The organism is Pseudomonas morbosilactucae (assembly GCF_023241665.1).
Taxonomy (GTDB): domain Bacteria; phylum Pseudomonadota; class Gammaproteobacteria; order Pseudomonadales; family Pseudomonadaceae; genus Aquipseudomonas; species Aquipseudomonas morbosilactucae.
In genome coordinates, this window is record NZ_JALQCX010000051.1 from 84,382 (window position 1) to 96,755 (window position 12,374).

The following is a 12,374-nucleotide window of genomic DNA, read 5'->3' on the forward strand; positions in this document are numbered from 1 at the left end:
CAAGTTGTAAGCGGCAAGCTTGAAGCTTGAAGCTTGAAGCTAAAAACTTGCCGCTCGCCACTAGCCTTTATGCAACTTACTCATGAGCTCCGCCTCGGCCTGGGTCAGGCCGCAGGACTGGGTCAGCTCATCGATGCTGGCGCCCATGCCCACCAGACGTGCGGCCTGGGCAAAGGACAGGCTGGAGGGATCACGCTGCTCAAGCTGCGCCAGTTTGTCCGGCAACGGCCCGACCACCGCGCGCAGCTCATGCAAGTCCTCGCCCATGCGCACCGTACCGTTCTGGTAGTCGTCGACACGCTTGGCCAGGTCCTTGATGCGCTGGTCACGCACCGCATCCCCCTGGGCTTGCTGCTCGGCAATCTGCCGCTGGTTGCGGGCATAAGACAAAAAGAACGCGACAGAGGCGATCCACAGGATCGCCAGGACGATGACAGCCACCTCAAGCATCAATCAGATACTCTCCAGTTCCGACCACTCTTCTTCGCTCATCATCTTGTCCAGCTCGACCAGAATCAGCAGCTCGCCGTTCTTGTTGCAGACGCCTTGAATGAACTTGGCCGACTCTTCGTTACCCACGTTCGGTGCGGTTTCCACTTCCGACTGACGCAGGTAAACCACTTCCGCCACGCTGTCGACCATGATCCCGACCACTTGCTTGTCGGCTTCGATGATGACGATACGGGTGTTGTCGTTGACCTCGGTCGGCACCAGGCCGAAGCGCTGGCGGGTGTCGATCACAGTGACCACGTTGCCGCGCAGGTTGATGATGCCCAGCACGTAGCTTGGCGCACCGGGTACCGGAGCGATCTCGGTGTAGCGCAGGACTTCCTGGACGCGCATCACGTTGATGCCGTAGGACTCGTTATCCAGCTTGAAGGTTACCCATTGCAGGATCGGATCTTCGGAACTCTGTGCAGACGACGACTTATTCATACCCCTGACCCCTCAAATAACCGTTGAAAACGGCGTGTGTTCTGTAGGGCCGCACCCTGGAGGCGCGGCCTGTTATTGACTTATATCGGCCGCGGGGCGGTTTACTGATATCCATATGCTTCGCGCCGCCACTGGCAATCAACTCTGCCAGTTCGGACACGTCCAGCAACGCACACATGTGTTCGATGACTGTGCCAGCCAGCCACGGACGTTGACCACGATGGCTGCGCCATTTGATTTCATTGGGGTCCAGGCGCAGCGAACGGCTGACCTGATGCACCGCCAGCCCCCACTCGTAGCCCTGGACCGAGATCACGTATTGCAGGCCCTGGCGGAAGTCATCGCGATAGCGATCGGGCATGACCCAGCGTGCGGTGTCCAGCACCTTGAGGTTGCCGGCCTGGCTCGGCAGGATCCCGAGGAACCATTCCGGCTGACCGAACAGCGGCGTCAGCTCGTGACCGGCCAGGGAATAGATCGAACCCAGGCACACCAGAGGCACTGCCAGGGTCAGGCCGGCGACGTCGAACAGCAGGCATTCAAAGGGTTCGGCAGCCCAGCTTGGGCGATCGTTGCCCGGCACCACCGGCGGCGGGCTGCTGGGCGGCAGATGGACTTCCACCACCGGCTCGATCAACGCCTGCGGCACAGGCTTCACTGGAGCAGGCGGCGCTACCGGCTCGGCCAGCACCTCGGGCATCGGTGCCACCGGCAACAGCGAAGGCAGCAGCGGCGCGGGCGCCTCTGGCGGTGGAGCGAAATCCACCGGAGCCTGGGGCTGCGTCTGCGCTTGCACCTGGGCGCAAGCCTGGGGCGCCGGGCTTGGTCGCGGCGCGGCAGCGGCCGCATCCCGGGCCTGCTCTTCAAGCACAGCCAGCTGGAACTCATCGAGCACCGGGCTCGGCTCCGTCACCGTTGCAGGTGCAGGTGCAGGTGCAGGTGCAGGCGACCAGTCTTCCTCGGTCGCCTCGTGCAACAAGGAATCCAGGTAGGACTGCAAGGCCAACTGCGGCCGACTCTTGGTATCGAGAGGACGGTTCATAAGGATGCCCACGAAAAAACCCCGCCACAGAGACCTGTGGTGGTTATCGGCACGAGCACCAACAGACTTGAGTGAAGAACCACGTCAGGCCACCTGCGCCACAAGCTGCTGGGCCAGCAGGTGTTTGAGCAAGGCGCGGTAAGCCAGGATGCCGCGGCTCTTGCCGTCGAACTGCGAAGGCGTGAGGCCAGCTCGGCTGGCATCCCGCAGGCGCGTGTCCACCGGGATGTAGCCCTGCCAGATCTCATCGGGAAACTTGTCGCGCAACACCCGCAGGGTACCCAGGGACGCCTGGGTCCGCCGGTCGAACAGGGTGGGCACGATGCTGAATGGCAGCGGTTGTTTACGCGAGCGGTTGATCATTGCCAGGGTGTTGACCATGCGCTCCAGGCCCTTGACCGCCAAGTGCTCGGTCTGCACCGGGATCACCAACTGCTGGCTGGCCGCCAAGGCATTGACCATCAGCACGCCCAGCAACGGCGGGCTGTCGATCACGGCGTAATCGAAGTCCTGCCACAACTGCGCCAGGCTCTTGGCGATCACCAGGCCCAAGCCGCTCTGGCCGGGCGACTGACGCTCCAGAGTCGCCAGGGCGGTGCTGGAGGGCAGCAGGGAAATACGTTCGTCGCTGGTGGACAGCAGCAACTGCCCCGGCAGATCCTGGGGCACGCTGCCGCGATGCAGGAACAAGTCATAGCAACTGTGTTCAAGGCTGTCGGGGTCATAGCCAAAATAACTGGTCATGGAGCCGTGGGGGTCAAGGTCGACCATGACCACGCGCTTGCCCGCCTCAGCCAGCAAACCGGCTAAAGCGATGGAACTGGTGGTTTTACCAACACCACCCTTTTGATTGGCGACTGCCCAGACTCTCATTGGAATTGTTCCTCCCGGCAGGCGCAGAGCCTGCCGAGAAATAGCGCTCAGTTATAAAGCGGGTGACGGAGAATTGACGGCACTCCCCGGCACCGGCGTCTTGACGGGGGTTGGTGCAGTTTGTGTGCCAGCACGTCGCAACGCCGCGTCGGGGGTCGCATTGGCCGTACCGGTACCGGTCAGGCTGCGACGCACGTCGAGGTTGCGCGAGACCACCAGCACCACCCGGCGATTACGCGCACGGCCTTCGGCCGTCGCGTTGTTGGCCACGGGCTGGAACTCGCCGTAACCCACGGAAGCCATGCGCGCCGGGTTCACACCCTGCATCGCCAGCATGCGCACGATGCTCGCCGAACGGGCCGAGGACAGCTCCCAGTTGGTCGGGTACTGGGCCGTCTGGATCGGCTGATTGTCGGTAAAGCCTTCGACGTGGACCGGGTTGTCGAAGGGCTTCAGGACCTTCGCCACCTTGTCGATGATGTTGAACGCCAAATCACTGGGCATGGCGTCGCCGCTGCCGAACAACAGGCTGGAGTTGAGTTCGATCTCGACCCACAACTCGTTGCCACGCACGGTCATCTGGTTGGAGCTGATGAGGTCGCCAAAAGCCGCGCTGATGTCATCGGCGATGCTCTTGAGCGGGTCGCTGGCGCCGGCGATGCCGGCATCGGTCTCGTCGCTGTCCTTGACCAGGGGTTTGGCCGGGGTCACGGTCTTCGGACGCTCGTCACCGATGGGGATCGGCTTCAGGGCCCGATCCGAATCGGTGAACACGCCGATCAGCGCCTCGGAGATCACCTTGTACTTGCCCTCGTTGATCGAGGAGATGGAGTACATGACCACGAAAAATGCGAACAGCAAGGTGATGAAGTCCGCGTAGGACACCAGCCAGCGTTCGTGGTTGACGTGTTCTTCAGGTTGGCGACGACGAGCCATGGTTCATTCTCCCCATCAATCCATGAAGCCTTGCAGCTTCAACTCGATGGAACGAGGGTTCTCACCTTCGGCGATCGACAAAATACCTTCGAGCAGCATTTCCCGGTAACGGGACTGGCGCAGGGCAATCGACTTGAGCTTGGCGGCCACCGGCAGCAGCACCAGGTTGGCACTGGCCACGCCGTAGATGGTGGCGACGAAGGCCACGGCAATACCGCTGCCCAGTTGCGACGGATCGGCCAGGTTGCCCATGACATGGATCAGGCCCATGACCGCACCGATGATGCCGATGGTCGGCGCGTAGCCGCCCATGCTTTCAAAGACTTTGGCCGCTTCGATATCACGGCTTTCCTGGGTGTAGAAGTCCACTTCCAGGATGCTGCGGATGGCTTCGGGTTCGGCCCCGTCCACCAGCAACTGCAGGCCTTTGCGCGAGTAGTTGTCAGGCTCGGCATCCGCCACGCCTTCCAGGCCCAGCAGGCCTTCCTTGCGGGCGGTCAGGCTCCAGTTCACCACCCGGTCGATGCCACCCGGCAGGTCGACACGCGGCGGAAACAGGATCCACACCACGATCTGCATCGCCCGTTTGAACGCGCTCAGGGGCGACTGCAACAACGCCGCGCCAATGGTGCCGCCAAGCACGATCAGCGCCGCCGGACCGTTGGCCAGGGCCGACAGGTGCCCACCTTCCAGGTAGTTGCCACCGATGATGGCGACGAACGCCATGATGATCCCGATAAGGCTGAGCACATCCATCAGAGACAGGCCTCGACCAGGTGCTTGCCGATATCGTCTAGGCCGTACACGGCGTCTGCCAGGTCCGCTTTGACGATTGCCATCGGCATGCCGTAGATCACGCAGCTGGCTTCATCCTGAGCCCAGACCGCGCTGCCGCCCTGCTTGAGCAGGCGCGCGCCTTCACGACCGTCGGCGCCCATGCCGGTGAGAACCACCGCCAGAACTTTGTCGCCGTAGGACTTGGCCGCGGAACCGAAGGTGATGTCCACGCACGGCTTGTAGTTCAGACGCTCATCGCCCGGGAGGATTTTCACCGCACCGCGGCCATCGATCATCATCTGCTTGCCACCAGGGGCCAGCAGCGCCAGGCCCGGACGCAGGATGTCACCATCCTCGGCTTCCTTGACGCTGATGCGGCACAGCTTGTCCAGACGCTCGGCAAAGGCCTTGGTAAAGGCCGCCGGCATGTGCTGGATCAGTACGATGGGCGCGGGGAAGTTGGCCGGCAGTTGGGTCAGCACCCGCTGCAGGGCCACAGGACCACCGGTGGAGGTACCAATCGCCACCAGCTTGTAGGCCTTGCGCTTGGGCACGGACGACGAACCAACGGCAGCACGGGCAGGCGCCGGGGCTGGAGCGGGTGCCGGACGTACAGGCGCACTGCTGCCAAAACTGCTGGTGCTCGATGCGGCTGGAGTCGGCGCGGGAGCAGGAGCGGCCACAGGCGCCGGGGCGCTGTAGCTGCTGAAACGACGGTTACTGCGGGAGATGCTGTGAACCTTCTCGCACAGCAACTGCTTGACCTTCTCGGGATTGCGCGAGATGTCTTCGAAATTCTTCGGCAGAAAGTCAACCGCCCCGGCGTCCAACGCATCGAGGGTGACTCGCGCGCCTTCGTGGGTCAGGGAAGAGAACATCAATACCGGAGTCGGGCAGCGCTGCATGATATGCCGCACCGCCGTGATGCCATCCATCATCGGCATCTCGTAGTCCATGGTGATCACGTCCGGCTTGAGGGCCAGGGCCTGATCGATCGCCTCTTTACCGTTGGTCGCCGTACCGACGACCTGGATATTCGAATCCGCTGAAAGAATTTCCGAGACGCGGCGGCGGAAAAACCCCGAATCATCCACCACCAGGACTTTGACTGCCATAAACACTCCATTAGGCGGCGAGACAGATCGCCCCGCCGCCGTAAATCAAATACGCCGTGCGGCGTAACGCTTGAGCATGCTCGGAACATCAAGAATCAAGGCGATGCGGCCGTCACCGGTGATGGTGGCGCCGGACATGCCCGGGGTTCCCTGGAGCATTTTGCCCAATGGCTTGATGACCACTTCTTCCTGGCCCACCAACTGATCGACGACGAAGCCGATCCGCTGAGTGCCCACCGAAAGGATCACCACGTGGCCTTCGCGCTGCTCTTCATGAGCGGCGGAGCTGACCAGCCAGCGCTTGAGGTAGAACAGCGGCAACGCCTTGTCGCGGACGATGACCACTTCCTGACCGTCGACCACGTTGGTGCGCGACAGGTCGAGGTGGAAGATCTCGTTGACGTTGACCAGCGGGAAGGCAAAAGCCTGGTTGCCCAGCATGACCATCAGGGTCGGCATGATCGCCAAGGTCAACGGCACCTTGATGACGATCTTCGAGCCCTGGCCCTTGGTCGAGTAGATGTTGATCGAACCGTTGAGCTGGGAAATCTTGGTTTTCACCACGTCCATGCCCACGCCACGCCCGGACACGTCGGAAATCTCGGTCTTGGTCGAGAAGCCCGGGGCGAAGATCAGGTTGTAGCACTCGGTGTCGCTCAAACGGTCGGCGGCGTCCTTGTCCATCACACCGCGCTTGACCGCGATGGAACGCAGGACATTAGGGTCCATGCCTTTGCCGTCATCGGAAATCGACAGCAGGATGTGGTCGCCTTCCTGTTCGGCTGCCAGCACCACTTTGCCGCCCCGGGCCTTGCCCGACGCTTCGCGCTCTTCCGGCGACTCGATACCGTGGTCGACCGCGTTGCGCACCAAGTGGACCAGCGGGTCGGCCAGGGCCTCGACAAGGTTCTTGTCGAGGTCGGTTTCTTCACCGACCAGCTCCAGGTTGATCTCTTTCTTCAGTTGCCGCGCCAAGTCACGAACCAGACGTGGGAAGCGGCCAAAGACTTTCTTGATCGGCTGCATCCGGGTCTTCATCACCGCGGTCTGCAAGTCAGCGGTCACCACGTCCAGGTTCGACACCGCCTTGGACATGGCTTCGTCGCCACTGTTGAGGCCCAGGCGCACCAGACGATTACGCACCAGCACCAGCTCGCCGACCATGTTCATGATCTCGTCGAGCCGCGCCGTATCGACACGTACAGTGGTTTCAGCTTCGCTGGCAGGTTTTTCCGGCGGTGGTGCTGCGGCTGCACGGGCTGGCGCCGGAGCGGCAGCAGGTGCAGCGGCTGCCGCTGGCTTGGCGGGTTCTGCCTTGGGCTCGGGTTTCTTCGCTTCTGGCTTAGCCACGGCTGCCGGTGCGCTGACAACCGCCGCCGGTGCCTGGGTGGACGCGACAGCGCCGGTCGCGCCGGCCACTTCGGTGAACTTGCCTTTACCGTGCAGCTCATCGAGCAACGCTTCGAATTCATGATCGCTGATCAGGTCGCCGCCCGCGGCTGCCGCTGTAGGTGCGGCCGCAGCCGGCACCGAAGCCACTGCGGAGTCGAGGGCTTCGACGGCAAAGTTGCCCTTGCCGTGCAACTGGTCCAGCAGCGCTTCGAATTCGTCGTCAGTGATTTCGTCACCGGCCGGTTTCGCGCCCGGAGCGGGCGACTCGCTGGCCATGACCACGGCGTCCGGCGCGAACTGGCCTTTGCCGTGCAACTGATCCAACAGGGACTCGAACTCGGCATCGGTGATTTCGTCGCTGGCGGCATCGCCACCCGCAGCCGGTGCCACTGCCGCCGGGGCCGCAGCCTCGGCTTTGGCGGTGTTCAGGGAGTCCAGCAGCAGTTCGAATTCGTTATCGGTGATATCGCCCGATTCGCTCTCGGCGACGGGCTCGACGCTTTCCTCGACCACGGCAGCGACCGGCTCGGGTTCAGCGCCGGCAGGCTCGGCCAGACGGGCCAGGGCTGCAAGCAATTCCGGTGTCGCGGCGGTGATCTCGGTGCGTTCGCGGACCTGGCTGAACATGCCATTGACCGCGTCCAGCGCTTCGAGCACCACATCCATCAATTCCGAGTCGACACGACGCTCACCCTTACGCAGGATGTCGAAGACGTTCTCGGCGATGTGGCAGCACTCCACCAGCTCATTGAGCTGGAGGAAGCCGGCGCCCCCTTTTACAGTGTGAAAACCGCGAAAAATTGCATTGAGCAAGTCCGCATCATCCGGGCGGCTTTCCAGCTCGACCAGTTGTTCGGACAGTTGCTCTAGAATCTCGCCGGCCTCAACCAGGAAATCCTGAAGGATCTCTTCATCGGCGCCGAAGCTCATTAATGGGTGCTCCTAGAATCCAAGGCTGGAAAGCAAATCGTCTACATCGTCCTGACCGGACACAACGTCTTCCCGTTTATCGGCATGAATCTGCGGACCTTCACCCTTGGCGAGATGTTTTTGCGGATCTTTTTCCGCAAGCATCGATTCGCGGTCGTGTTCGATACCGGCAAAACGGTCGACCTGACTGGCCATGAGCACCAGTTTGAGCAAATTGCTTTCGACTTCCGTGACCAATTGGGTCACGCGCTTGATCACCTGGCCCGTGAGGTCCTGGTAATCCTGCGCCAGCAGAATGTCGTTGAGGTGGCCAGAGACGGTGCGGGTTTCCTCTGCGCTGCGCGACAGGAAACCGTCGACCCGGCGGGCCAGTTCGCGAAACTCTTCAGCACCGACCTCGCGCCGCATAAAGCGTCCCCAGTCGGTGCTCAAGGCCTGGGCATCAGTGCTCAGGCTGTTGACCAACGGGGTGCTGCTTTCGACCAGGTCCATGGTGCGGTTGGCCGCAGCCTCAGTCAGCCTGACCACATAGGAAAGGCGCTCGGTGGCATCCGTGATCTGTGAGACTTCCTCGGCTTGCGGCATGTGCGGGTCAATCTGAAAATTGACGATCGCGCTATGCAGCTCGCGGGTGAGCTTGCCGACTTCCTGGTACAGGCCGCGGTCACGGGTCTGGTTGAGCTCATGGATCAGTTGCACAGCGTCGCCGAACTTGCCTTTTTCAAGGCTCTCGACCAGTTCGCGGGCATGTTTTTTCAGGGTCGATTCAAAATCGCCCAATGAAGATTCGTTATGCTCCATAGCTCCCCCGTGGCGGAATTCATCAACCGATGCGTTCGAAGATTTTTTCGATCTTCTCTTTCAACGCCTGGGCCGTGAATGGTTTGACCACATAGCCGTTTACACCGGCCTGGGCAGCTTCAATGATCTGTTCGCGCTTGGCTTCAGCGGTCACCATCAGCACCGGCAGGTGCTTGAGTTTTTCATCGGCGCGCACGTGGCGCAGCAGGTCGATGCCGGTCATGCCGGGCATGTTCCAGTCCGTTACCAGAAAGTCGATGCTGCCGCTGTTGAGGACCGGGATAGCGGTAGTGCCATCGTCAGCCTCGACCGTGTTGGTGAAACCCAGATCACGCAACAGGTTCTTAATGATCCGCCGCATCGTTGAGAAGTCATCAACGATGAGGATTTTCATGTTCTTGTCCAATTCGACCTCCAAGCAGTCTTAAACGCGCCCAGCACCTGAACGCGCCATTCAATCAATACGGCGTAACACTCAACGACTGCATGAAGCACCCAACACAAGAACGGCCTGGCATGACGCCCAACCGCTCTTGTTCGCAGTGTCCCCACACTGCCTGTCAGCGCGCTCGCCACTCCCCCAAACGCCCCCGCAAGCGGGCCGCGCACTGGCTGTGTAACTGGCTGACCCGCGATTCGCTGACCCCCAGGACCTCACCGATTTCCTTGAGGTTCAGCTCTTCGTCGTAGTACAGCGCCAACACCAGTCGCTCGCGCTCCGGCAAATTGGCAATCGCATCCGCCAGCGCTGCCTGGAAACGTTCATCTTCCAGATCGCGCGACGGCTCGAGATGAGCACTGGCGCCATCCTCGTGCAGCCCTTCATGTTCGCCGTCCTGCAACAGGTCGTCGAAACTGAACAGGCGGCTGCCCAAGGTGTCGTTCAAAATCCCGTAATAATCGTCGAGACTCAATTCAAGTTCGGCCGCAACTTCATGATCTTTAGCGTCGCGACCGGTTTTAGCTTCAATTGCTCGAATCGCGTCACTGACCATGCGGGTATTGCGGTGCACCGAGCGGGGTGCCCAATCGCCTTTACGCACCTCATCGAGCATCGCGCCACGGATACGGATGCCCGCGTAGGTCTCGAAACTCGCGCCCTTGCTGGCGTCGTACTTGGTCGACACTTCGAGCAAGCCGATCATGCCCGCCTGGATCAGGTCTTCCACCTGCACGCTGGCCGGCAAGCGCGCCAGCAAGTGGTAGGCGATACGCTTGACCAGGGGCGCATAGCGCTCGATCAATTCGTACTGGCTGTCACGCGCCGATTTTTTGTAAAGGTTATAGCCGCTGGCAGTCATAGAACCGGTCCCGCTGTTTGATGCACAAGCCGCTCGACAAAAAATTCCAGATGCCCCCGCGGATTGGCAGGCAGGGGCCAGGTATCGACTTTTTGGGCGATGGCCTTGAACGCCAGAGCACACTTGGAACGAGGAAAGGCTTCATAGACCGCACGCTGCTTTTGCACGGCCTTGCGCACGCTTTCGTCGTAGGGAACTGCGCCGACGTATTGTAAAGCCACGTCCAGGAAGCGATCCGTGACCTTGGTCAATTTGGCGAACAGGTTGCGACCTTCCTGAGGGCTCTGGGCCATGTTGGCCAGGACCCGGAAGCGGTTCATGCCGTAGTCGCGGTTAAGCAGTTTGATCAGGGCGTAGGCGTCAGTGATCGAGGTGGGTTCGTCGCAGACCACCAACAACACTTCCTGGGCGGCGCGAACAAAACTGACTACCGAGTCACCAATACCGGCAGCGGTGTCGATCACCAGCACATCGAGGTTGTCGCCGATGTCGCTGAATGCCTGGATCAGGCCGGCATGCTGGGCCGGGCTCAGGTGCACCATGCTTTGGGTGCCGGACGCCGCCGGAACGATACGAATGCCACCAGGCCCCTGCAGCAATACGTCGCGCAGCTCGCAGCGCCCTTCGATCACATCGGCCAGGGTGTGTTTGGGGGTCAAGCCCAGCAGGACATCGACGTTGGCCAGGCCCAGGTCGGCATCCAGCAGCAGGACGCGTCGGCCGAGCTCTGCTAGAGCCAGGGACAAGTTCACTGACACGTTAGTCTTGCCGACGCCACCTTTGCCGCCGGTCACCGCGATCACCTGTACGGGATGCATGCTGCCCATGTTCTTTCTTTACCTTGTCTTACTTAGACGGGGCCACATAACTGGCTGCGCGTTCACCATTGGAACAATGCATGGCAGACCATCGATGTAGATACACTGCAATCTATTCATGATTCCCTCAGCCCACTCGCTTGGTCGGACTGTGGTAGAGGTCGGCGAACATATCGGCCATGGCCTCTTCACTGGGTTCTTCCTGCATTTGCACGCTGACCGCACGGCTGACCAACTGATGCCGGCGAGGCAGGTGCAAATCGTCCGGAATTCGCGGACCGTCGGTGAGATAAGCCACCGGCAACTCGTGACTGATGGCCAGGCTCAGCACTTCGCCCAGGCTGGCGGTTTCGTCCAGCTTGGTCAGGATGCAACCTGCCAGGCCGCAGCGCTTGTAGCTGTGGTAAGCGGCCGTTAGAACCTGTTTCTGGCTGGTGGTTGCCAATACCAGATAATTTTTTGCCTTGATACCGCGACCAGCCAGGGTGTCCAACTGCATGCGCAGTGCTGGATCGCTGGCTTGCAGGCCGGCGGTGTCGATCAACACCACACGCTTGCGCAGCAGCGGGTCCAGCGCCTGGGCCAGGGACTGCCCCGGGTCGACGTGGGTTACCGAGACGTTGAGGATGCGGCCCAAGGTCTTGAGCTGCTCCTGAGCACCGATACGGAAGCTGTCCATGCTCACCAGGGCAATGTTCTGCGCGCCGTACTTGAGCACGTAGCGCGCTGCCAACTTGGCCAGGGTGGTGGTCTTGCCCATGCCGGCCGGGCCGACCATGGCAATTACACCGCCCTCTTCCAAGGGTTCCATTTCCGGTGTCGAGATCATCCGCGCCAAGTGCGCCAACAGCATGCGCCAGGCTTGGCGAGGTTCGTCAATTTCAGTCACCAGTGCCAGCAGGTCGCGGGCCAGAGGGCCGGACAAGCCAATGCGTTGCAGGCGGCGCCAGAGGTTGGCCTGCTCCGGGCGACTGCCTTGCAACTGGCTCCAGGCCAGGGAGCCCAGCTGGACTTCCAGCAGCTCACGCAGCCCGTTGAGTTCAAAGCGCATGGAGTCGAACGCTTGCTGATCCACGGTCGGCGTCACCACCGGTGCCGGCGCCGGACGGCGAGGCTCGGAGAACGTCGGTTCGATCAGCGGTTCGGCAGCGGTCAGCGGCAAGCCGGCAAACAGCTGCCGGTTGGTAGTCGTGGTATCGCCTTCACCCCGCAGGCTCAATTCGGCCTGGGCGGTCACGATCCGCGATTGGGTCTTGCGCAGCTCGTCTTCGAGCTCGACATTGGGAATCCGCGGCGCCAGGGCCGACAGCTTGTAATCCAGGGCAGCCGTCAGCTCGACACCGCCGGCAATACGACGGTTGCCGATAATGGCAGCTTCAGCGCCCAACTCATCACGAACCAGTTTCATGGCCTGACGCATATCGGCGGCGAAAAAACGCTTAACTTGCATAAA

General features: G+C 61.4%; 13 protein-coding genes. All 13 read right to left on the reverse strand.

Going from position 1 to position 12,374, the window contains the following annotated elements:
• Window positions 1-60: 60 nt before the first annotated feature.
• The 13 genes from M1B35_RS24645 to flhF all read right to left on the reverse strand — a co-directional run bounded on the left by M1B35_RS24645 (window position 61) and on the right by flhF (window position 12,371).
• Window positions 61-453 (reverse strand): DUF2802 domain-containing protein, encoded by a 393-nt coding sequence (locus tag M1B35_RS24645; RefSeq protein ID WP_123330155.1) that lies wholly within the window; start codon window positions 451-453, stop codon window positions 61-63.
• A complete protein-coding gene (locus M1B35_RS24650) occupies window positions 454-936 on the reverse strand; it encodes a chemotaxis protein CheW (protein WP_007922496.1) in 483 nt (160 codons plus the stop codon).
• Window positions 929-1,978, reverse strand: a complete 1,050-nt coding sequence (locus tag M1B35_RS24655) for a CheW domain-containing protein (RefSeq protein ID WP_268263367.1) — start codon at window positions 1,976-1,978, stop codon at window positions 929-931. The genes M1B35_RS24650 and M1B35_RS24655 overlap by 8 nt, the downstream gene beginning before the upstream one ends.
• An 84-nt stretch (window positions 1,979-2,062) precedes the next feature.
• On the reverse strand, window positions 2,063-2,851 hold the full coding sequence (locus tag M1B35_RS24660; RefSeq protein ID WP_123330151.1) for a ParA family protein: 789 nt from the start codon (window positions 2,849-2,851) through the stop codon (window positions 2,063-2,065).
• A gap of 51 nt (window positions 2,852-2,902) precedes the next feature.
• Entirely contained in the window at window positions 2,903-3,787 is an 885-nt protein-coding gene (gene motD / locus M1B35_RS24665) for a flagellar motor protein MotD (protein WP_123330149.1), read from the reverse strand.
• 15 nt (window positions 3,788-3,802) lie between these two features.
• The gene (locus M1B35_RS24670) at window positions 3,803-4,543 is read right to left on the reverse strand and encodes a flagellar motor protein (RefSeq protein WP_123330146.1); all 741 of its coding nucleotides are present in this window, start codon (window positions 4,541-4,543) and stop codon (window positions 3,803-3,805) included.
• The gene (locus tag M1B35_RS24675; RefSeq protein ID WP_123330144.1) at window positions 4,543-5,679 is read right to left on the reverse strand and encodes a protein-glutamate methylesterase/protein-glutamine glutaminase; all 1,137 of its coding nucleotides are present in this window, start codon (window positions 5,677-5,679) and stop codon (window positions 4,543-4,545) included. The genes M1B35_RS24670 and M1B35_RS24675 overlap by 1 nt, the downstream gene beginning before the upstream one ends.
• Before the next feature lie 45 nt (window positions 5,680-5,724).
• Window positions 5,725-8,001, reverse strand: a complete 2,277-nt coding sequence (locus tag M1B35_RS24680) for a chemotaxis protein CheA (protein ID WP_123330142.1) — start codon at window positions 7,999-8,001, stop codon at window positions 5,725-5,727.
• Window positions 8,002-8,013: 12 nt separating this feature from the next.
• Window positions 8,014-8,802 (reverse strand): protein phosphatase CheZ, encoded by a 789-nt coding sequence (locus M1B35_RS24685; protein ID WP_123330140.1) that lies wholly within the window; start codon window positions 8,800-8,802, stop codon window positions 8,014-8,016.
• A 22-nt stretch (window positions 8,803-8,824) separates the two neighbouring features.
• Window positions 8,825-9,196 (reverse strand): chemotaxis response regulator CheY, encoded by a 372-nt coding sequence (locus M1B35_RS24690; protein ID WP_003183998.1) that lies wholly within the window; start codon window positions 9,194-9,196, stop codon window positions 8,825-8,827.
• Between the two features lie 166 nt (window positions 9,197-9,362).
• Window positions 9,363-10,103, reverse strand: a complete 741-nt coding sequence (gene fliA, locus M1B35_RS24695) for an RNA polymerase sigma factor FliA (protein ID WP_123330138.1) — start codon at window positions 10,101-10,103, stop codon at window positions 9,363-9,365.
• Window positions 10,100-10,930, reverse strand: a complete 831-nt coding sequence (gene fleN, locus M1B35_RS24700) for a flagellar synthesis regulator FleN (protein WP_011060002.1) — start codon at window positions 10,928-10,930, stop codon at window positions 10,100-10,102. Before fleN ends, fliA begins: the two co-directional genes overlap by 4 nt.
• 118 nt (window positions 10,931-11,048) lie before the next feature.
• On the reverse strand, window positions 11,049-12,371 hold the full coding sequence (gene flhF / locus M1B35_RS24705; protein WP_123330136.1) for a flagellar biosynthesis GTPase FlhF: 1,323 nt from the start codon (window positions 12,369-12,371) through the stop codon (window positions 11,049-11,051).
• Between the last annotated feature and the right edge of the window lie 3 nt (window positions 12,372-12,374).

Excerpts from the sequence above, each read along its gene's own strand:
- M1B35_RS24690 (WP_003183998.1), bottom strand. The coding sequence starts at position 9,196 with ATGAAAATCCTCATCGTTGATGACTTCTCAACGATGCGGCGGATCATT.
- fliA (WP_123330138.1), bottom strand. The coding sequence starts at position 10,103 with ATGACTGCCAGCGGCTATAACCTTTACAAAAAATCGGCGCGTGACAGC.
- M1B35_RS24655 (WP_268263367.1), bottom strand. The coding sequence starts at position 1,978 with ATGAACCGTCCTCTCGATACCAAGAGTCGGCCGCAGTTGGCCTTGCAG.
- M1B35_RS24650 (WP_007922496.1), bottom strand. The coding sequence starts at position 936 with ATGAATAAGTCGTCGTCTGCACAGAGTTCCGAAGATCCGATCCTGCAA.
- M1B35_RS24680 (WP_123330142.1), bottom strand. The coding sequence starts at position 8,001 with ATGAGCTTCGGCGCCGATGAAGAGATCCTTCAGGATTTCCTGGTTGAG.
- M1B35_RS24660 (WP_123330151.1), bottom strand. The coding sequence starts at position 2,851 with ATGAGAGTCTGGGCAGTCGCCAATCAAAAGGGTGGTGTTGGTAAAACC.
- M1B35_RS24670 (WP_123330146.1), bottom strand. The coding sequence starts at position 4,543 with ATGGATGTGCTCAGCCTTATCGGGATCATCATGGCGTTCGTCGCCATC.
- M1B35_RS24675 (WP_123330144.1), bottom strand. The coding sequence starts at position 5,679 with ATGGCAGTCAAAGTCCTGGTGGTGGATGATTCGGGGTTTTTCCGCCGC.
- fleN (WP_011060002.1), bottom strand. The coding sequence starts at position 10,930 with ATGGGCAGCATGCATCCCGTACAGGTGATCGCGGTGACCGGCGGCAAA.
- motD (WP_123330149.1), bottom strand. The coding sequence starts at position 3,787 with ATGGCTCGTCGTCGCCAACCTGAAGAACACGTCAACCACGAACGCTGG.
- flhF (WP_123330136.1), bottom strand. The coding sequence starts at position 12,371 with ATGCAAGTTAAGCGTTTTTTCGCCGCCGATATGCGTCAGGCCATGAAA.
- M1B35_RS24685 (WP_123330140.1), bottom strand. The coding sequence starts at position 8,802 with ATGGAGCATAACGAATCTTCATTGGGCGATTTTGAATCGACCCTGAAA.